General features: G+C 36.7%; 14 protein-coding genes. 7 read left to right on the top strand and 7 right to left on the bottom strand.

Features of this window, described 5'->3' with window-relative positions; genetic code table 11:
• Positions 1–148 precede the first annotated feature (148 nt).
• Complete coding sequence (locus tag RMA95_RS17110; protein WP_311072141.1) at positions 149–595, top strand: hypothetical protein; 447 nt, start codon at positions 149–151, stop codon at positions 593–595.
• 9 nt (positions 596–604) lie between these two features.
• On the opposite strand, the gene RMA95_RS17105 is transcribed toward RMA95_RS17110, so the two are convergent.
• Positions 605–808, bottom strand: coding sequence for an amino acid transport protein (locus tag RMA95_RS17105; RefSeq protein ID WP_311072139.1), 204 nt, complete (start codon positions 806–808; stop codon positions 605–607).
• Between the two features lie 317 nt (positions 809–1,125).
• Between RMA95_RS17105 and RMA95_RS17100 the strand changes: the two genes are divergently transcribed.
• Positions 1,126–3,249 (top strand): hypothetical protein, encoded by a 2,124-nt coding sequence (locus RMA95_RS17100; protein WP_311072137.1) that lies wholly within the window; start codon positions 1,126–1,128, stop codon positions 3,247–3,249.
• The gene (locus RMA95_RS17095; RefSeq protein WP_311072136.1) at positions 3,249–4,202 is read left to right on the top strand and encodes a RelA/SpoT domain-containing protein; all 954 of its coding nucleotides are present in this window, start codon (positions 3,249–3,251) and stop codon (positions 4,200–4,202) included. The genes RMA95_RS17100 and RMA95_RS17095 overlap by 1 nt, the downstream gene beginning before the upstream one ends.
• Before the next feature lie 15 nt (positions 4,203–4,217).
• Here RMA95_RS17095 and metH read toward each other — a convergent pair whose 3' ends face one another.
• On the bottom strand, positions 4,218–7,904 hold the full coding sequence (metH, locus tag RMA95_RS17090) for a methionine synthase (protein ID WP_311072133.1): 3,687 nt from the start codon (positions 7,902–7,904) through the stop codon (positions 4,218–4,220).
• Between the two features lie 465 nt (positions 7,905–8,369).
• Here metH and RMA95_RS17085 point away from each other — a divergent pair, with 465 nt between their 5' ends.
• Positions 8,370–10,001 carry an inorganic phosphate transporter gene (locus RMA95_RS17085; RefSeq protein ID WP_004703132.1) on the top strand — a complete coding sequence of 544 codons (1,632 nt, stop codon included), beginning with the start codon at positions 8,370–8,372 and terminating at the stop codon, positions 9,999–10,001.
• A gap of 162 nt (positions 10,002–10,163) precedes the next feature.
• Positions 10,164–11,498 (top strand): D-serine ammonia-lyase, encoded by a 1,335-nt coding sequence (locus tag RMA95_RS17080; protein WP_311072130.1) that lies wholly within the window; start codon positions 10,164–10,166, stop codon positions 11,496–11,498.
• Positions 11,499–11,543: 45 nt separating this feature from the next.
• Here RMA95_RS17080 and RMA95_RS17075 read toward each other — a convergent pair whose 3' ends face one another.
• The 5 genes from RMA95_RS17075 to RMA95_RS17055 all read right to left on the bottom strand — a co-directional run bounded on the left by RMA95_RS17075 (position 11,544) and on the right by RMA95_RS17055 (position 17,364).
• Positions 11,544–13,091, bottom strand: a complete 1,548-nt coding sequence (locus RMA95_RS17075) for a hypothetical protein (protein WP_311072128.1) — start codon at positions 13,089–13,091, stop codon at positions 11,544–11,546.
• A 538-nt stretch (positions 13,092–13,629) separates the two neighbouring features.
• The gene (locus RMA95_RS17070; RefSeq protein WP_311072126.1) at positions 13,630–13,794 is read right to left on the bottom strand and encodes a hypothetical protein; all 165 of its coding nucleotides are present in this window, start codon (positions 13,792–13,794) and stop codon (positions 13,630–13,632) included.
• A 115-nt stretch (positions 13,795–13,909) separates the two neighbouring features.
• Positions 13,910–14,905, bottom strand: a complete 996-nt coding sequence (locus RMA95_RS17065) for a formylglycine-generating enzyme family protein (protein ID WP_311072124.1) — start codon at positions 14,903–14,905, stop codon at positions 13,910–13,912.
• A complete protein-coding gene (locus RMA95_RS17060) occupies positions 14,902–16,578 on the bottom strand; it encodes an arylsulfatase (RefSeq protein ID WP_311072123.1) in 1,677 nt (558 codons plus the stop codon). The genes RMA95_RS17065 and RMA95_RS17060 overlap by 4 nt, the downstream gene beginning before the upstream one ends.
• Before the next feature lie 168 nt (positions 16,579–16,746).
• Positions 16,747–17,364: a rhomboid family intramembrane serine protease gene (locus tag RMA95_RS17055; protein ID WP_311072121.1), complete on the bottom strand. Its 618-nt coding sequence runs from the start codon at positions 17,362–17,364 to the stop codon at positions 16,747–16,749.
• A 158-nt stretch (positions 17,365–17,522) separates the two neighbouring features.
• On the opposite strand from RMA95_RS17055, the gene nfuA reads away from it, so the two are divergent.
• Both nfuA and RMA95_RS17045 read left to right on the top strand, forming a co-directional pair.
• Positions 17,523–18,161, top strand: a complete 639-nt coding sequence (nfuA, locus tag RMA95_RS17050; RefSeq protein WP_004703125.1) for a Fe-S biogenesis protein NfuA — start codon at positions 17,523–17,525, stop codon at positions 18,159–18,161.
• A gap of 164 nt (positions 18,162–18,325) precedes the next feature.
• Positions 18,326–20,365 (top strand): ligand-gated channel protein, encoded by a 2,040-nt coding sequence (locus RMA95_RS17045; RefSeq protein WP_311072118.1) that lies wholly within the window; start codon positions 18,326–18,328, stop codon positions 20,363–20,365.
• Position 20,366 lies beyond the last annotated feature (1 nt).

Genomic DNA, 20,366 nt, shown 5'->3' with positions numbered 1-20,366 from the left:
TAAGATTGGACGAATATAAGATTGAATTTTCGTCTTTTTAAAGAGTTTTTTATTATATATAGTGTTAATGAGGATTAGCGCTGTTAACGCTAAGCATTGAACAAACTGGCACTAATCCTATTAGTAAAACTCAACGGTAAGCAATTTTATGACTCATCCTGCCTCAGTTCTAAAATTTTCACTTGCTCTTAATGGCTTGTCATTTGACATAGACAATCAGCACATCCAACTCGAACAAGGCTTGGGTTTTGTTGATTCAAAAAGTATTAGCTATGGTGTTATTGATGAACTTGCTATCGAAAAGATGATTTATTTCATTGAAGAGATCATCGAGTCAAAGCCACTCAGAAATTTAAAGATAAGTGGTGTAGCTGTTACGTCTGATGTAGCCATGACACAACTTAGTGAGTTATTTTTTAGTGCAAAAAAGAAAATCAGCCGTATTGAGCTTGAGCATGGATTTAATGATTTTATAGAGCGTTTGAGCTACTACACAAATCAAGTGGCACCAAATCAGCTTTATGTTTTTACCTACTTTGTATTTGTTCGAGAGATGATGCATCACTTAAGAGTTGAGGAAATTCAAATCATTTAAGAAATGGCTCTAAAAACGTAAAAAATAGGGAATAACAGATAGTAGAGTACCAATGCCACTAAGCAAGAGATTACTCTCAATAAAATAAGGGAAAATCATTAAAACTAAACCCACAGTAAAAGGCACAGTCATTTTTTGCTTTTTTCCATAGAGAAAATAGCCGAGCCCAATGGAGCTAAAGATTACGCCGAGAAAAAGTTGAGTTGTGTTCATGATGATGTTTCATACATTGTTATTTTCTGGTGGATATTATGCCAAGATCTTAAAAGAATTGATAAAAAATAAGAGGATCATGATGCAAACTTATTACTTTCATCATGTAATTTTTATGCAATATGCCAATAGTGGTAGCAAAGTTTTTCCGAAAACAAATTATCGAATCCTTTTCAAAATTGGCGAATAATTCTATTTAGAGTTTAATAAAATGTATTTAGATATCAATGATTGTAAAAAATAAGAGTATTGAGTTTTAAGTTGAAATAGGTTAGTTTGATGGAAGTGACTGATTTTGTTATAGGTGTTTAATTTTTATGTTAAAAAAAGAAGAGGTAATAGAGTATTATAAAAGTTACGGTTTTAGTGAGGAAGTAAGTGGTGATGATAATATCCTGATTTTTACAATACAGTCAGGACATTTTTATAATGCTGAAATTGTTATTTTAAAAGATGATATATCAGAGAAAGTAATTAAAAAAGAATTTGATGGATTAATAAATGCAGGCTTTGCTTGTCAAAAAAAGATATATAAAAACATAGATGAAGTCGAAAGTGCATTATTTAATGGATTTTTCTCTGTTAAACATGCGAAATATAAATTAAGAAAATCATATTCTGATCATATTGAGTCTATTAATAAAGCAATGCCAATTAATAGTCAGTATGAATATATTCGCTCTAAATATTTTGTTAATGGGAAAGAAGGAAGTATTGGATTAATTTCAGAAATTAAAAATAAACTTATGGAAAGCAAGCCAATTTTATTTTTAATTGAGGCGGCGGCTGGATTCGGAAAGACATGTACTGCTTATGAATTGCTTAATTCAATTTTAAATGATGAAAATGATAAAATTTTACCTTTTTTTACAGAGCTATCAAAAAATAGACAGGCTAAAATATTTAAATATGTTCTATTAGATGAGATTAATAGAAATTTTAATAATTTAAAGTATGATTTAGTAATAAAAAAAATTAAAGAAGGAAAAGTACCAGTTATTCTTGATGGTTTTGATGAATTAATTGATGAGCGGAAAGAAAATGATATTAAAAATATAGAAATATCTGAGCCAATGCTAGGAACAATTAGTAGTCTATTGGAAAGTAACTCTAAAATTATTCTTACAACTAGAAGAACAGCCATTTTTGATAGCTTACAATTTAATGAGTGGATAGAAGAGAATGCAAATAAGTTTGAAATATGCCGAATAAAGATTAGTGAGCCAACTATTAGGGAATGGCTACCAGCTAGTAAGGTGGATTTTTTGATTAGAGAAAATGAAACGTTACTTAAATTAAAAAATCCTGTATTACTTTCCTATCTTAAAACTATAGATATGGTAGAGTTTGAAGAAGTTGTTCAACAACCTAAAATAATAGTTGAAAAATATTTATCTACAATGTTAGAACGTGAGAAGATTCGACAATCATTAAGAATTGATTTAGAACAACAAAAATTAATTTTGGAAGAAATTGCTAAATACTTAGTAGATAAATGTCAAGTTTCAATTAAAAAACAAACTTTAATAGAGTTTTTAACTAATAATTTTTTCGAAGAATTAGAAGTAGTTAGAAGTAAATATCCTGATATTGAGAAGCCAACTCTTGAAGCATTAGTAAATAAGTTAGCGAACCATGCATTATTAGATGGTTTTGAGAATAATGAAAATAAAAATATAACTTTTGTTAATGAATTCATACTTGGCTATTTCATTTCTAAAAATATATTAAAGGATTCAGAGTGGTGTGCTGAGAAATATTTTATTGAACCAGCAGTTTTAGCATCAATATCATTAGATAAAGCTGATAAAGAAAAACTTTGGAATAATTTAAAACTTGCATTGGAAATCATCAATGATGATAGTGTAAAAGTTATTTCTGATATTGCATTAAATGATAAAATTACAATCAATCTAAATAATAGTTACGTTCAAGACATCTTATTTGAAGGTATAGATATTGGAGATATGACTATATTATTATTTGGTTTTTCTGAATGTATTTTTAAGGATTGTAATTTTAATTTTGATAATATGTCAGAAGTTACATTCAGTGATTGTAAATTTTATAATTGCAAAGCCTCTGGTGTTTTAAATAATATTTATGAGTTAGGCTGTGAATCAAGTAGTGATGATGAGGTTTTAGATTTAATTAAAGAACAGTTGGAACCTATTAGACCTGAGCTGAATGAAAAAGATAATTTTAATGAAATTGATAAATTTATTCTTGAAAAGTTCTGGCCTACTGGGAGAGCGTCAGCACATTTACATAGACATAAAAATACTTTTTTTAAGACTAATAAATATACCTACTCTGAAGTTAATGAATCATTTGAAAAGTTAAATAATTTAAAAATTCTTAAAGTTCCAAATAAAGAGGATTTTAGTGCATTAAATTATGAACATATTGGTTTAATTAAAGAAATTTTGGGTAGAAATTAATGAGTAGTAATGTTGTACGTGAAGCAGAACTCAATTTTGATAAAGCTGATCACATAAAAAGACAATTAATTCTTAGTATTGAAGATACTTTAAACCAGTTATTTGTGATGTATAGAATATTTGGTAGAGCAAAGAGTCAAAACTCTCTTAACAAAAAATTAGGAAATGAAGATAAACAATATATTCCTAATATAAAGATGGTAGAGGATATTATAGGTATTCGTATAACACTTTATTTCTCTGATGATATAGATATTGTACATGATATTCTAAAAACAAAATTTATATGTAGAGAGGAAAGTACACGTAAAGATAGCTTTAGATCCAACACTTTTGAAGCTACATGTCACAACCATGTATTTGAAATCCCAGAAGAGATTATTGGCATGGATAAAGCTTTGGATAATAAAAATATTTGTGACTCTACTTTTGAGGTACAGTTACGAACTATTTTATCGGAAGGGTGGCATGAAGTAGAACATGATTTTAGATATAAAAATAAATCACATTGGAAAACACAGCCTATTTTTGATCGACAGTTGAATGGTCTTTTGGCAACATTAGAAACTGCGGATTGGGGAATGTTACAGTTATTTAATGAATTAGCTTTTTCAAATTATAAAACTAAAGCATGGGATGAAATGGTAAAACATAAGTTTAGAATACGTTTCGATTCAACTAATCTATGTTCAGAAATTATTGAAATTATGAATAGTGATAATGATTTTTCTAAAAAAATTTATCGCTTTTCTAGAAAAGATTTATTATCTTTTATTCATGAAAGTAAATTAAATTTACCTTTGAATCTTAATAATATTATTTTTATAATTAATGAGTTGGATGAAAATTTAAACAATGAAAATATTCGTTCAATTGCAACGAAAGATTTTAAGTTTGCTTACTATAAAATTCAAGAAGCTATTAAAATAGTAAGAGCCTCCTCTCCCTGTTGAGAGGAGGTATTTTACTTAAGCAATCGAGTCATCTAAATTCGGCCCTAACCAACGCTTCGCCTCATCAAGTGTCCAACCTTTACGCTTTGCATAATCTTCAAGTTGGTCTTGAGAGATTTTGCCCACGTTAAAGTATTCGCTTTGTGGATGTGAATAATAGAAACCACTTACCGAAGATGGCGGCATCATTGCAAAGTGTTCAGTCAGTTTAGTACCGATTTTGTCGGTAGAACCTAACCAATCAAATAACACTGCCTTTTCAGAGTGCTCAGGGCAAGCAGGGTAGCCCGGTGCAGGGCGAATACCGACGTATTTCTCTTTAATCAGTTCTTCATTGCTGAGCTGTTCATCAGCTTTATAGCCCCAGAACTCTTTACGAATGCGTTCATGTAAGTGTTCTGCAAAAGCTTCAGCAAAACGGTCTGCCAATGACTGAACTAAGATTGCAGAGTAGTCATCACCTTTGGCTTTGTATTCATTTGCCAGTTCTTCTGCACCAAAAATAGATACAGTAAATCCGCCTAAGTAGTCTTGTTGCTCACGGTCAGTGCGAATGTAATCTGCTAAAGACAAGTTTGGTTTACCTGTGACTTTGTCAGATTGCTGACGTAAGTGCTCAAAAGTATGCGTAACATTTTGCCCCGCTTCATCGAATACGCTCACTGTGTCTGCGTCAGTGCGCTGAGCAGGGAACATACCAAATACAGCACGTGCATCAAAAAGGTTGTTGTCGATAATATCTTTCAACATCGCTTGTGCTTGGTTGTAAAGGTCAGTTGCCGCTTCACCCACCACTTCATCTTCTAAAATTTTCGGGAATTTACCTGCCAAGCTCCAAGAAATAAAGAATGGTGTCCAGTCAAAATAATCTACGAGTGTTGCAAGCGGATAATTCTTTAAAACTTGTGTTCCTAAAAGATTTGGTTTTGGTGGTACATAGCTTTCGTCAATTTTAAAACCGTTTTCAACTGAATCAGCATAGGTCAATTTTGCAGCTTTTGGCTGTTTGTTGGCTAAGCGCTCGCGAATCTTGGCATATTCAGCACGGTGCTCTGCAATAAAGTTTCCACGCATTTCTTTCGAAAGGAGAGTGGTTGCAACACCTACAGCACGTGAAGCATCGGCAACATAAATTACGGCATCATTTTGGTACTGAGGGTCAATTTTTACTGCTGTGTGTGCTTTCGATGTGGTTGCGCCACCAATCAATAAAGGAATGTTAAAGCCTTTACGCTGCATTTCTTTCGCAACAAATACCATTTCATCTAAAGATGGAGTGATCAGACCAGACAAGCCAATGATGTCACATTTTTCATCAATTGCAGTTTGTAAGATCTTCTCGCAAGGGACCATCACACCAAGGTCAACAATGTCATAACCATTACAGCCAAGTACCACACCTACAATATTCTTACCAATATCGTGTACGTCACCCTTAACAGTTGCCATGAGGACTTTACCTTTAGATTGTCCTTCAGACTTTTCAGCTTCAATGTACGGGTTGAGCCATGCTACAGCTTGTTTCATTACACGGGCAGATTTTACAACCTGTGGTAAGAACATTTTGCCTGAACCGAACAAGTCACCAACCACGTTCATACCGTCCATCAGCGGTCCTTCAATCACATCTAAAGGACGTTTTGATTTTAAGCGAGCTTCTTCGGTGTCTTGGTCAATATAAGTGGTAATACCTTTAACCAATGCATATTCAAGACGTTTTTCAACTGATTCATTACGCCATTCAAGGTTTTCGGCTTCTTTGGCAGCACCGCCTTGTCCGCGGTATTTTTCTGCTACTTCAAGCAGTTTCTCAGTCGCAGCTTGACCAGACTCACCTTGGTTTTGGTTTAAGATGACATCTTCAACAGCTTCTTTTAGCTCGGCTGGAATGTCATCATAAATTGCCATTTGACCAGCATTCACAATACCCATGGTCATGCCTTGCTTAATGGCATGGTACAAGAACACAGAGTGAATCGCTTCACGAACGGGTTCATTACCACGGAATGAGAATGAAACGTTCGATACTCCACCAGAAATCATGGCATGTGGTAAGTTCTGTTTAATCCAACCTGTCGCCTCAATAAAATCGACCGCGTAGTTGTTGTGTTCTTCAATACCTGTTGCCACTGCGAACACGTTAGGATCAAAAATAATATCTTCAGCAGGGAAGCCCACTTCATTTACTAAAATGTCGTATGAACGTTTACAGATTTCGCGTTTACGTTCAGCAGTATCAGCCTGTCCAGCTTCATCAAAGGCCATCACAATAATTGCGGCACCATATTGACGGCAAAGGCGGGCTTTTTCGACAAACTCGTCATAACCTTCTTTTAAAGAAATCGAGTTAACAACAGGTTTACCTTGTACGCATTTTAAGCCAGCTTCAATGATTTCCCATTTTGATGAGTCAATCATGATTGGCACACGTGAAATATCAGGTTCTGATGCCACAAGGTTTAAAAAATGCACCATCGCATTTTGCGAATCGAGCATCCCTTCATCCATGTTAATGTCGATAATTTGCGCGCCAGCTTCAACTTGTTGCTGTGCAACTTCTAAAGCTTCGGCAAAGTTTTCTTCACGAATGAGACGTAAGAATTTTTTAGAACCAGTAACGTTAGTACGTTCACCAACGTTTACGAAAAGTGAGTCATCATGAATATTAAATGGCTCTAAACCACTTAAACGGCAAGCAGGTACTGTTTCAGGTACTTGGCGAGGCGCAATATCTTTTACTGCATTGGCAATGGCGCGAATATGATCTGGTGTCGTACCACAGCAACCACCCGTAATGTTAATTAAACCGCTTTCAGCAAATTCTTTTAAGAAAGCAGCAGTTTGCTCAGGCGTTTCGTCATATCCACCAAATGCGTTTGGTAAGCCTGCATTTGGATGCGCTGAAACAAAAGTATCTGCGACATCAGAAATAGTTTTTACGTGAGGACGCATAGCATCTGCACCAAGCGCACAGTTAAAGCCAATTGAAAGCAAATCACCATGACGAACAGAGTTCCAGAAAGCTTCGGCAGTTTGGCCTGTTAAAGTACGACCTGATGCATCGGTAATGGTTCCTGAAATCATAATTGGTAACTCACGACCAATTTGTTTGAAGACTTCTTTAACTGCAAAAATGGCTGCTTTACAGTTTAATGTATCAAATACGGTTTCAATCAAAATGATATCAACACCGCCTTCAATCAGTGCATGAGTCGCTTCAATGTAGTTTTCTTTTAACTCATCAAAGGTAATGTTACGAAAAGCAGGGTCATTTACATTCGGTGAAATTGAACAAGTACGCGATGTAGGCCCAAGTACACCTGCCACAAAACGCGGTTTATCTGGAGTTGAGTACTTTTCACAAGCTGCTTTGGCTAAACGAGCTGCTTCGCGGTTAATCTCTGGAACAAGATCTTCCATGTGGTAGTCAGACATTGAAACACGTGTGCCGTTAAAGCTGTTGGTTTCAATAATGTCTGCACCAGCATCAAGATAAGCTTCATGAATGCCTTGAATGATTTGAGGTTGTGTCAAAACTAAAAGGTCATTATTACCCTTTAAGTCATGTGCCCAATCGGCAAAACGCTCACCACGGTAGTCGGCTTCTTCTAATTTATGGCGCTGGATCATCGTTCCCATAGCACCATCAATAATCAGAATGCGTTTAGCAAGAAGCGCTTTTAGGGTGGCAAGCGTAGACATAGAAAACCCCGATCTTTTATATGAATTTAAAAATGCGGCGCTATTGTAACAGAATAGCAGCACAAATGATGACCTACGAAGGTCATGAGTTGATGAGAGAAAAATTAAAAAAAAGAGGCTGTTTTATGACAAAAATGAAAGAATTTTCATGAAATATTCATCAAATGATCATGATATTGAAATATTTCATGCTCAATATGCCGAAATATTACAGTTGTTCTGTGTGAAAAATAGACATGTGGGTCATTTTATTTGTTTTTTTGCTGTAAAAATAAGCACAAAAGGAGCTTGTAAATAATGATTTAAGTTATTGTATTTTAATAAAAAAATAAAAAATAGCGAGGAAAGGTGCATCAAATGAGGTCAAAATATAAAAAATTGACTTCATCAGGCGGCTCTTTGTCATATAATTGTCATAATTTAATTTAAGAATACAGAGGATTTTATTATCCTCTTACCGTCTGCATGAATTCTAATCTACCCCCTGTTTCGGATTCAAAACTTGCGGCAAACCTGCAAGCAAAATCGACGAATGTACACGTCCCAACACCGAAATTTTTTATGCCGGTGTTTCTGACGATTATTGTTGCAACACTTATTTATATTGGGTTTCAGGTTAGTGCTGATTTAGCGCATGTTCCACCTTTGAGCCTTTATTCGGTTATTCTTTTATCTACTGCGCTTTTCATTGCATTGGGCTTTGAATTTGTAAATGGTTTCCACGACACTGCCAATGCAGTTGCAACGGTTATTTATACAAATGCATTGCCTGCACCAGTTGCAGTCATGTGGGCTGGTTTTTGTAATTTCCTTGGGGTAATGGTCGCAAGTGGTGCTGTTGCTTATGGCATTATTGCATTGCTTCCTGTTGAACTTATCATGAATATGGGTAGCGGTGCTGGCTTTGCAATGGTTTTTGCATTGTTAATCGCTGCAATTCTTTGGAACCTTGGTACTTGGTTCTTAGGAATCCCAGCTTCTAGCTCTCATACCTTGATTGGTTCAATCTTGGGCGTGGGTATTATGAACCATCTATTGAGTGCATCGACTGGCGTAACGACCAGTGGTGTAGATATGGATCAGGTGATTAAAGTAGGTAAGGCATTATTATTTTCACCTTTAATTGGTTTTGCTTTTGCAGCAATCTTATTCTTGTTGGTTAAAACTATTTTCAAACGCCAATTAGAATTGTTCCAGCCACCTGAAGGTAATAAGCCACCACCAGCAATCATTCGTGCAATTTTAATCTTTACCTGCACAGGTGTAAGTTTTGCACATGGTTCAAATGACGGCCAAAAAGGTATGGGACTCATCATGCTCATTTTGGTTGGTTTAGTACCATTAGCTTATTCAATTAATAAAAACCTAGATACACAACAGGTTCAATCATTCCACCAGCTTTCTTCTCAAACTGCTGTTTTGTTAAACCATAATCAGCAAGAATTGACTGATGAAAAAGCGCGTGAAGTTTTAACTAAATATATTCAAACCAAACAGCAAACACCTGAAGTTGTACCTGCATTGGCAAGTATGACTGACCATTTAGGTGCTCGTGTTTCTAGCTATCGCGACTTAAAAGATATTCCAGAAGCTGCGATTAGTGAAATTCGTAATGACATGTATTTAAGCACAACCACGTTTAAACGTTTGGACAAAGCAGATGCTTTACCAAAAATGGATGATTCACAGAAAAAGCTTGTGAAAGATTATCGTGGTAGCTTGGATTCATTCTTACAGTACATTCCAAACTGGGTGAAAGTTGCAGTTGCATTAGCGCTTGGTCTTGGCACTATGGTCGGTTGGAAACGCATTGTGGTAACTGTAGGTGAGCGTATTGGTAAGAACCATATGACTTATGGTCAAGGAATGTCTGCTGAGCTTATTGCAATGAGTACAATTGCAGCAGCAGATGGTTTAGGTATGCCAGTTTCAACTACACATGTTTTAAACAGTGCTGTTGCAGGTACCATGGTTGCAAATAAATCAGGTCTAAACTTTAATACTGTTAAAACAATCTTATCAGCTTGGATATTTACTTTACCTGCGACTATCTGTTTGTCAGGTGGTTTATATTGGTTGTTCTTAAAGTTCATTTAAGTTGTCTGTTTAAATCTAAAAAGCCACTATGATTAGTGGCTTTTTTATTGGCATATTTAAAAAAAGATCGCTTTTTTCAGATAAATTCAGTAAAGAATGAATGATTATTGCAAATACTTATTGCTGTGTGACTAGCTCAAAAAATTGATGAAAGGATATAGGATGAAAACGGTTCAACTTGATCAGCTAAAACAACAATTTCCACTCATTCAAACATTACAAGATTACCAAGAAACATTTTGGTTTAACCCGAATCGTTATCCTTTAAAAGATGCACTCGCGAAAGTTGGTCTTAGCGAGCAAGATGTAAAAGACGCCGAGGCTAGGCTAGACCGTTTTGCTCCTTACTTGGCAAAAGTCTTTCCTGAAACTCAAACGCAACACGGAAAAATTGAGTCCGAGTTAGTTGAAATTGCAAATATGCAACAAGCCCTATCTGTAAAAGAGCAAAAGGAACTTACAGGCAGCCTTTGGCTTAAAAAAGATAGTCATTTACCGATTTCAGGTTCAATTAAAGCACGTGGTGGTATTTATGAAGTTCTGGCTCATGCTGAAAAATTAGCAATTAAGGCTGGGCTTCTTAAGTTAGAAGATGATTACAGTAAACTTGACCAAGATGCATTTCGAACATTTTTTTCCAAATATCAAATAGCGGTAGGCTCTACAGGTAATCTTGGTTTATCTATTGGTATTATGAGTGCGAAGCTCGGGTTTAGAGTGTCTGTGCATATGTCTGCCGACGCAAGACAATGGAAGAAAGATAAATTACGCTCACTAGGGGTCAATGTCGTGGAATACGCCAGTGATTATGGCGTTGCTGTAGAGCAGGGACGAAAAGCCGCAGAACAAGATCCAAATTGCTTTTTTATTGATGATGAAAATTCAACAACATTATTCTTAGGTTATGCAGTAGCAGGAATACGCTTAAAACAACAGTGTGAGCAAAAACAGATTAAAGTCGATGCAGAACACCCATTATTTGTTTATTTACCTTGTGGCGTAGGTGGTGGCCCTGGTGGTGTAAGCTTTGGATTAAAACTCGCTTTTGGTGAGCATGTACATTGTATATTTGCAGAACCGACTCATTCTCCGTGTATGTTGCTAGGTGTTTATACAGGTCTGCATGATCAGATTTCCGTAAATGACATTGGTTTAGATAACATCACTGCGGCAGATGGGTTAGCTGTTGGTCGTGCTTCTGGTTTCGTAGGGCGTGCTATGGAGCAGTTAATTGATGGCTATTACACGATTCATGATGAATGTTTATATGAGCTTATTGCGCTTTTAAAACAAACTGAAAATATTCAAGTTGAACCCTCAGCTGCGGCAGGCATGATGGGGCCATATTATGTGCAAACTACTCCTGATTATTTAGCTTTGCATCAATTGTCAGCAGAGAAATTAAAGCAGGCAACACATGTGATCTGGGCGACTGGTGGTGGTATGGTGCCACCAGATGAAATGCAAAAATATTTAAATCATAGTCAAAACAAATAACTGAAGCTAAAAAAGCCCAATTCTAAAATTGGGCTTTTAATTTCATTATTTTTTAGAAGATTTCCTAAATGGAAGTTTTTCGGTTGCAAAACCATAAATTGCAGCAAAAGGAAGGGCAGTACGGGCTAAATAAGCCACACGCCATAGTCCACCATGATTTGCTCCTTCCATCATGAGTTCAAGCGGATGATCAAGTACAGTTTCTGGGTTTGCTACACAGGACTCACTTCTTAAGTCATGAATCCATAGCGCTGCCATAATCGCATTGGTCGTTTCAGGGCTGAATGCTTCAACGTCAAAAAGTTCGGCACCATTAAATGCTGCTTTAAGTAGTGGGTTTTTGGTCACCGAGTGAGTTGTGGTAGAAGGGGCAATATTAATACTTACACGTTGGCCTTGATGACGGGCAAGTGTTGCACGCCATTGTTGAATACGTTTTGCCAAAGCATAGTTTGGCCCTTGTTCAACCACTAAACAGTCTGCAATACCATAAGTTTTACCATTTTCGCTGGTAACCAAATCTTGATAAGGCGCTTGGAAAAAACGTTTAAGTGAAAGAGCAGAAACGCCTTTAGCAGCCATTTTCTGTAGTTGTGAACGCGATTTAAATTTCTCTTGAGCTGCTTCTGCAACTTCTTGAGGTACTGCGTAAACATCGGTTGGAGTACACATGAACATTAAGCTGGTATCTGATTTATGTTCACTCACATATTGCATAATGCTATCCATTGCCATTGAAACACGGACATGTTTTTCACCGTCTAAATACGCAATAGCAGCTAAATCTAACTTTTGTGGAAATTGAACTAACCACTGTGCAATTTCTGGAAGTTGAGTCAGTAAATTGGCACCTAATTTATCTCTTAACTCTGAGGCTTTTGCTGATGAGTCAACTGATTCAATCGTAGGTGCAATAAGCGTTGCATTTCCATTTTTAATCGTATTTAAGATTTTGCCCCACACTCGTGAATTTGGTAAGTCTATTGCAATAATATTAGCTTTCCATTTTGCCAGCCAAGGTAAGGGACCCGCTTCCGATGCTGCACCAAACAACACCATAGTACGGTCTGATAAATCAAACCATTCAGGATGTGCGATAGCTTCACGTAATGCGTTTGCATGACTTGGTTCAATAATTCCTGCATTTTCCCATTTTTGAATTTGGTCAAGAAGACTTTGTCCACTGAGTTTCTGACCTTTATATGGAACATACCATTCCGGTGCCGATTCACTTTCGCCTTTAAACTTTACTGTATTTAAAGGTGCAGACGCAGGAATGCGAAGAGCATCTTTTAAAAGGTAATGTTTGCCATCTCTAAAAAAATCAAAAAGATGATGTGCCTTATGTAACCCTTGTTTTGCAATGGTGATTGGATTGTTGTTATTAGAAAGTCCATGCTGAACAAGCGATTTAAAGTATGTTGGATAATTTTTCCGCCAGTTTTTTTCAGTCAAAATCTGTTGAGCAGTTTTATTATCTACAATAGATAAAGCTTCTGACAAAATCTCTTGGCCTGTGCGAGAAGTACTTTGCTTTTTTGTTGAAGCGTGTATTGGAAATTGTAGACCTTCTACTTGACTCTGACTGGACATAAAATATCTCACTTGTACGGTATCATTAATATACAGCTGTATACATTATCTATGCCAACGTAAAGAAACGAGTGGCAATAACTGACAAAATCAAAATTAAATTATTTATGTGATAGAGGTGGTTTGAGTGAATTTTTATGATAATTCGATCTCATTTTTACCTCATTTTTTTTCACATTTTTAGAACATTTTTATGGACTTACGTTACATAAATGATTATTTTGTATAGAGCAAATTCATCAGGTCTAAACTGAAGATAAAATGTTCAAAATGTATCAATAAAAAAGATACGATGATGAGTAAAAACTAGACTTTTTTATTAAACGATAAGACAAGTCAAACGGAATAAGAAAGAATTGGGGTGAAACTAGATGAAAGACAACGTAAGATTGTCTTTTAAAAATCTTGGGGATATGGTGATTTTTTACACCATAATTTTCTAGTTTCGCCCCATCTAATTTTGGGTGAAACCCTTCACATGAGCTGTAAGTCATCTTGCCAAAGGGCAAGGTCAATTCGTTACAGTCTACCTAAACCTTTAGCAACGACCTTTCTTAGCTTGTCCTGGTGGACAGAAGTCTCCTGGATGTCCGTAATATGGTGAATCTGGGTCAATCACAATACTACCTTCAGGTGTATGGACCGCACAGGCTGATAGTGATATTGTGAAAATTGCTGCTGCACAAACTAGTAATGCTTTCATATTGTTCTCACTTTTTATCATTCTCCCTTTTACTATCTACTATAAAAATTATTAGATCGTTTTTCGATCTACTTTTGGTTAAGAAATATCAACACTACAAAATAGTTTTAACTAGTTAAGGTGTACGTAAAATTGTTCGAAAACCGACGTGGGTAGCTGCTAAATCAAAATCTTGAGGATAACGGCTACTATTTCGATAACGTGAACAGTAATTCTCAGCACACAAAAATGAGCCACCTTTAATGACATATTGGGTACTGCTCATTTCTTTTTGTCTTAAATCAGAATAATTACCCATATGTTGATCATGCGCACCTTGGTAGGGAGAGGATGTCCATTCCCAAACATTTCCAATCATATCGAATAGCTTAAAGCCATTAGGCTTAAAGCAGCCGACAGGAGCAACACCAGTAAAATGGTCTTGATTCAAATTTTCAAAAGGGAATGTGCCTTGCCAGTAATTTGCTTGGGGATGCTGATGTTCATCGTTAGGTGCTTGGTGTAAAGGCGTGTCAGTTTGTGAGTTCGCTTTAGCGGCGTATTCCCATTCAAGTTCTGTGGGTAAATCGCGTCCTAGCCAAACTGCATAATGCTCAGCATCATTTTTTGTTACGTAGCGTACAGGTTCATGAGAGTTGGGAAGTGCACCATTCTTGCCGTTTGGTGTTTTCCATGTATATCCAGATTTAAGTTGCCACCATTGCTGTGGATGATGTGGGTGTGGAGAAAAAACAGCGGCCTGTTTTTGTTTTTCAGCATCGGTAATATAACCAGTGGCTTTTACAAAACTTGAGAACTGAGCGACAGTAACTTCAGTTTGATCAATCCAGAAACCTTTAACTTCCCGTTGTTTCTTTCCAAAATTAAGTTCATCAGGATAAGCTTTTTCAGAGCCAAAATTAAAATGTCCATCTGGTATGAATACCATTCCGGCAGTTGTATTTTTAAGCCAACCTGCAGGAAGGCCTGTATAGCTTTTACACTGTTCAATAGAACCCAAAGCAGCCGATGGGTTGGCTTGCTTTGGTAAAACTGTTTTCGTGTCAGACTTACTACAGCCTGTGATGAACAGCAGGCTGATTGTAGTGCTTAGAACCAGTTTCAATTTCATTTGGCGTTATATTCCTGTACGCCATTTTGTTCAGTGTATTTTTGATAAACCGAGAGCAACTCTTGTACTTTTGCTGGGTAAAGCTGTGCAACATTGTGATTTTCACCACGGTCGGTGGCAATGTTATAGAGCTCCCAAGTACTGGTGCCTAATTCAGGGCGACCTTGAAGCGCAATTTTCCATTCGCCTTGTTTGGCATATTTACTGCCATGGAGTTCATCGGCAAAGCTGAAATTTGTTGGACGGATGGTTTGTGATTTATTTTCAAGTACAGATTTCCAAGAATAACCGCTCGGTGTATTAATGGTTCGGCCTTTATATTGCCCTTGAGGTACTGGAATATGAGCATAATCTAATAATGTTGGAAAAACGTCGAGTACAGATGCAAAGCTATGATTGGTTTCCTCAGCTTTCTTCTGATTTGGTAACTTCACAATGGCAGGTGCTGTGGTTGCACCTTCCCCAGCGGTATCTTTCCATAAGTGGAATGGGGCAGCACTAACTTCGGCCCAACGTGGTCCAATATAGTGGTATGAAGTAGGAGTACCAACGTTTGCTATAGAGTTATCAAAACCAGATTCACTGCCATATCCACCACGAATAAAACCTTCTGCACCATTGTCAGAAACAAAGAAAATTAATGTATTTTCATAAAGATTATTTTGTTTTAGATATTGGATAATTCGACCCACGTTGGCATCAAGATTTTCTACCATACCTGCATAGATTTCCATTTTACGGGCTTCAAGTGCTTTCTGCTCAGCTGTTAACTCATCCCATTTTCCATATTTTTGTGGTGCATTCTGAGTCGCAATTGGTTCTGCAGCCTCAAAGTTTGCCGGAATAATTCCAAGCTGTTTTTGGCGAGCTATACGTGCTTTACGAATTGCATCATAGCCAACATCATAAACGCCACGATATTTGTCACGGTATTCAGCAGGTGCCTGTATAGGCCAGTGAGGTGCGGTATAGGCAGTATAAGCAAAGAACGGTTTGCCACTATTTTTGCCTGACTCTAAGTAGCTCAGCAATTTGTCGGTAAAATAGTTTGTCGAGAAGAAGTCATCAGGTAACGCTGAAACAGGAATAATTTGTCCATCTTCGGTATACGTCGAGTTCCGTTTAAAGGCACTTGGAGCTTGTTTAAAGTGATGGTCTAAACCTTGCAATAAAGTAAATGAATGATCAAAACCTTTGGCATGTGCATTGGTTTCAGGCGTTAACCCTAAATGCCACTTACCACTTATATAAGTCCGATAGCCGTTGTCTTTGAGTACCTGAGCAATTGATAAGGAGCGTTCATTTAAATAACCTTCATAACCCGGCTGCCCTTTTAAATGGTCAGGGGTAAGCTCTGCCATAGCACCTATACCTGCTAGGTGGTGGTCAGTTCCTGAAATGAGTTGCGAGCGAGTAGGGGAACAAGTGGGTGCAGTATGATAGTCCGTTAAAAGTCGGCCTTCTTGTGCCAAACTATCAATATTAGGTGTATGAATTTCACCGCCAAAGGCTCCTAAATCTGAATAGCCTAAGTCGTCAGCCATAATGAATAAAATATTGGGCTGCTTTGGTGTACTTGCTGCAGTTTCTTGTGAGTTATTATCGTTACAGCCAGCTAAAGATAAGCTAAATAAAGCAATGGAAAGACTAGATAAAAGAGCTTTGTACTTCATTGTATCATCTGAATTATTAAAAGAATTGTGCTTGAGTTTAATCAGATGGTTTTTGCTATCCAAACAAGGAATTGATCAAAGAAAATCAGAAAAATGTCTGAGAATTTATGCTGATAAATAAATGAGAAAAAAGAAAAGCCCATATTGGGCCTTTCAAAAATATTAAGTTTAAAACGGCAAGCGGGTAAGTTGATCCAAGAAATGTGGAATCACTCTTGGTTCAATCAAAATCGTTACAACTACACCGTAAGCTGCACCCCATAAATGGGCACTATGGTCAATATTAGTATTGCCACGTTTACCAGCCCAAATACTATAAGCCACATATAAAACCGCAAAAATAATGGCTGGTACTGGAATAAAAAATACAAAAATCAGCTTCCACGGCTGAAACAGAATATAAGCAAATAGAACGGCAGATACAGCACCAGAAGCTCCTAGACTTGTCCAATTGGCATCATTTTTATGCTGTAAATAGGTTGGTAAAATCGCAAAAATTAATCCGCCTAAATAGAACAACACAAAGCCCATGTCGTAGAAATATTGGCGATAAAAACTTTCAATAATACTGCCAAAGAAGAACAGGGTAATCATGCTAAAAAGTAGATGAATACCATCTGCGTGAATAAAACCATGGGTGATGAAACGATCAAATTGTCCACGTTGCATTGCAGGCGGCCAGAAGATCAGGCGGTTCATAACGTTTTGATTGCTAAAAGCAAGTAAAGAGACGACGACCGTAATAATAATAAGGGTAATAGTATGGTTAAACGGCAAATGCAACATAAGAAATATTTAAAAAATGATCAATACTAAGGTCAATAATGCCATTAAAAATACAACTTGAAACCCTGTTGTGTATAAATCCGACAAATTTAGTTGATTTTTTTTAAATCCCCCTCATCTTCGGTTAATATAAAGGCATCAGCTTGAGGAATATTGTTATGTCGACTGAGAACACCAACACTGCTGTTGCAGAAGAAATTCCGAACCTTTTGATTACACCATCTGCACAAGAGTATTTGCACGAATTATTGGCGAAGCAAAATACTCCGGGAATTGGCGTTCGAATTTTTGTTGAACATCCGGGTACACCACGTGCAGAGTGCTGTATGGCATATAGCGCACCAGAAGAAGTGGTACCAACGGATTATAAACAGGACTATCCTGATTTTCCTGCATACATTGATGCACCGTCTATTCCATATCTTTTAGACGCTGTAATTGATTACAACAAAGACCGTTTTGGTGGTCAGTTAACCTTCCGTGCACCAAACTCTAAAGTGCCACGCGTAGGACCAGATGCTTCAATTGAAGAACGTATTACTTACATTCTTCAAGCAGAAATTAACCCAGGTCTTGCAGGGCATGGCGGTAATTGTAGCTTGGTAGAAGTGCAAGATGACCCAGAACATGGTTTAACTGCTGTATTGAAATTCGGTGGTGGTTGCCAAGGTTGTTCTGCAATTGATGTGACTTTAAAACAAGGCGTAGAAACAACCTTGAAAGAAAACATTCCTGAGCTTCAACGTGTGGTTGACCAAACAGACCATACGCAAGCAGAAGGCGCTTACTTCAAATAATAAAATTATTTGAAAAGTGAAATAAAAAAGCCTCTTCCTGAGGTTTTTTTATTTTTATCAATTGAAAATAATTATCAATATTATTTATTTTATTATTTAAATTTGTTACATTTGTTTAAGTAAAACTTAATATTTATTCATAATTTAATCTGTTGGAGCAGGATATGACTAAGCGTATTTTCCAATCTGTACTATCAATTTCGGTACTTACAGGAATGTTTCCTGCGGCTTATGCCGCTGAAAGTGAAAATATTTTAGTTGATTCTTCCAGAAAAAATAAAAAAGATAGTGAGGTTGCACAATTAAAAAAAATAGTCGTGACAGCAAGTGGTTTTGAACAAAATATAAAAAAAGCAGCCGCTTCTATTTCTGTTTTAACTCAAGATGAAATTAATAAAAAAGCATATCGTGATGTCACTGATGCACTTAAAGATGTGCCTGGTGTCGTGGTTACAGGGGGCGGAAGTTCATCTGATATCAGTATTCGTGGAATGGGAAGTGCCTATACCGTTATTATGGTCGATGGTAAGAAAGTAAACACACGTTCTGTACGACCAAATAGTGATAATTCAGGTATTGAACAAGGTTGGTTACCGGGAATCGAAAGTATCGAACGTATTGAAGTTATTCGTGGCCCAATGTCTGGACTCTACGGTTCAGATGCGATGGGTGGTGTAATTAATATTATTACTAAAAAAGTTGCAGATGTTTGGAGTAGCTCGGTTAAGTTGGATACTACCATCCAAGAAAACAATAAATCTGGAAATCTTTACCAAGCTAATACTTATGTTTCAGGGCCATTAATTAAGAATTTACTTGGGTTAAAAGCCAACGGCACATTTTCACAAAGAGATGAAGATGAAATTATTGGTGGTTATAGCAAACAAAAAATCCGTGCAGGTGGGGCCACTTTAAGTCTGACTCCGAATGACCAACATACCATTGAACTTGAATATCAGCGTTCTATTCAAAATCGTAATGCTACAGTTGGAAAATCAGTTTCGCCTATTCAAACTGGACGTAATCCACCAGTGGATTCAATAACGGATTATTATCGTACCGAATATAGTTTGACCCATCGTGGTGACATTGGTCCTGTGAAAACTCATTCTTATATTCAACGTGAAGAGAACAAGAACCCATCTAGAAATATGGAAGCGGTGAATACTACTTTTAATACGCTTAACCAGATCACACTCGCAAATCATGCACTGAGCGTTGGGGGCAGTTATTTAAAAGAAGAATTAGATGATTTAGGAAACCAGTTAAAAGTGGGCGGGTCACAACCTGTTTCTAATTTAGATCGTTATAGCTGGGCATTATTTGCAGAAGATGCATGGAATATTATTGATCCTTTTACTTTAACAATGTCACTGCGTATGGATCAGGACGAAAAATTTGGAGATCATTTCACTCCTAAAGTTTACGGTGTGTGGACTTTAAATGATAACTGGATCATTAAAGGCGGTGTATCAACAGGCTATAAAACACCTGCGCTAAGAGCGACAGTAGCAGAATGGGGACAAGCGACAGGCGGAGGACGTTCGGCAGGGGTAATTGTTGGTAATCCAAATCTAAAACCAGAAAAAAGTACCAACTATGAGCTGTCATTTTCTTGGGATAATTTAGATAACTTGAATGCTGGCCTAACGCTTTTTAATAGCGAATTTAAGGATAAAATTACAGAAGTTAGAACCTGTTCAGGAGATGCAGGTACTTATAATTGTGATTGGTTAGGTACAAAATTTGATTTTATCAGTCAACGCACAAATGTAGATAAAGCCAGTATGAGAGGGATTGAAGCGACGTTTGGTTGGCTCATTTCACCTGACTTAAAGTTGAATGCTAATTATACCTATACCGATACAGAGCAAAAGAGTGGAGAGTTTAAAGGCCAACCTTTAAATGAAATGCCGGAACACATGTTTAATACCACTTTAGATTGGCAAATGAATGATTTGGTGGGGATGTGGAGCCGTTTGAATTTCCGTAGTAAAACTTCTGAATATTTAAGCCGAACTTCAATGGCTGAAGGAAAACCTGCTTATGGGTTGGTTGATATTGGTATGAACTATAAACCGACTGATAAAATCCAAGTTGCAGCAGGTATTTATAACTTATTTGATAAAGATATTGATGTAGCAACTTACAATTATGTTTTAGACGGACGCCGTTATAATTTAGGGATTATTTATAAGTTTTAAA

Source organism: Acinetobacter sp. V110_1, from assembly GCF_031798975.1.
GTDB lineage: Bacteria > Pseudomonadota > Gammaproteobacteria > Pseudomonadales > Moraxellaceae > Acinetobacter > Acinetobacter nosocomialis_A.
This window is presented reverse-complemented; position numbering and strand designations above follow the sequence as displayed.

Excerpts from the sequence above, each read along its gene's own strand:
- RMA95_RS17110 (WP_311072141.1), top strand. The coding sequence starts at position 149 with ATGACTCATCCTGCCTCAGTTCTAAAATTTTCACTTGCTCTTAATGGC.
- RMA95_RS17105 (WP_311072139.1), bottom strand. The coding sequence starts at position 808 with ATGAACACAACTCAACTTTTTCTCGGCGTAATCTTTAGCTCCATTGGG.
- RMA95_RS17100 (WP_311072137.1), top strand. The coding sequence starts at position 1,126 with ATGTTAAAAAAAGAAGAGGTAATAGAGTATTATAAAAGTTACGGTTTT.
- RMA95_RS17095 (WP_311072136.1), top strand. The coding sequence starts at position 3,249 with ATGAGTAGTAATGTTGTACGTGAAGCAGAACTCAATTTTGATAAAGCT.
- metH (WP_311072133.1), bottom strand. The coding sequence starts at position 7,904 with ATGTCTACGCTTGCCACCCTAAAAGCGCTTCTTGCTAAACGCATTCTG.
- RMA95_RS17085 (WP_004703132.1), top strand. The coding sequence starts at position 8,370 with ATGAATTCTAATCTACCCCCTGTTTCGGATTCAAAACTTGCGGCAAAC.
- RMA95_RS17080 (WP_311072130.1), top strand. The coding sequence starts at position 10,164 with ATGAAAACGGTTCAACTTGATCAGCTAAAACAACAATTTCCACTCATT.
- RMA95_RS17075 (WP_311072128.1), bottom strand. The coding sequence starts at position 13,091 with ATGTCCAGTCAGAGTCAAGTAGAAGGTCTACAATTTCCAATACACGCT.
- RMA95_RS17070 (WP_311072126.1), bottom strand. The coding sequence starts at position 13,794 with ATGAAAGCATTACTAGTTTGTGCAGCAGCAATTTTCACAATATCACTA.
- RMA95_RS17065 (WP_311072124.1), bottom strand. The coding sequence starts at position 14,905 with ATGAAATTGAAACTGGTTCTAAGCACTACAATCAGCCTGCTGTTCATC.
- RMA95_RS17060 (WP_311072123.1), bottom strand. The coding sequence starts at position 16,578 with ATGAAGTACAAAGCTCTTTTATCTAGTCTTTCCATTGCTTTATTTAGC.
- RMA95_RS17055 (WP_311072121.1), bottom strand. The coding sequence starts at position 17,364 with ATGTTGCATTTGCCGTTTAACCATACTATTACCCTTATTATTATTACG.
- nfuA (WP_004703125.1), top strand. The coding sequence starts at position 17,523 with ATGTCGACTGAGAACACCAACACTGCTGTTGCAGAAGAAATTCCGAAC.
- RMA95_RS17045 (WP_311072118.1), top strand. The coding sequence starts at position 18,326 with ATGACTAAGCGTATTTTCCAATCTGTACTATCAATTTCGGTACTTACA.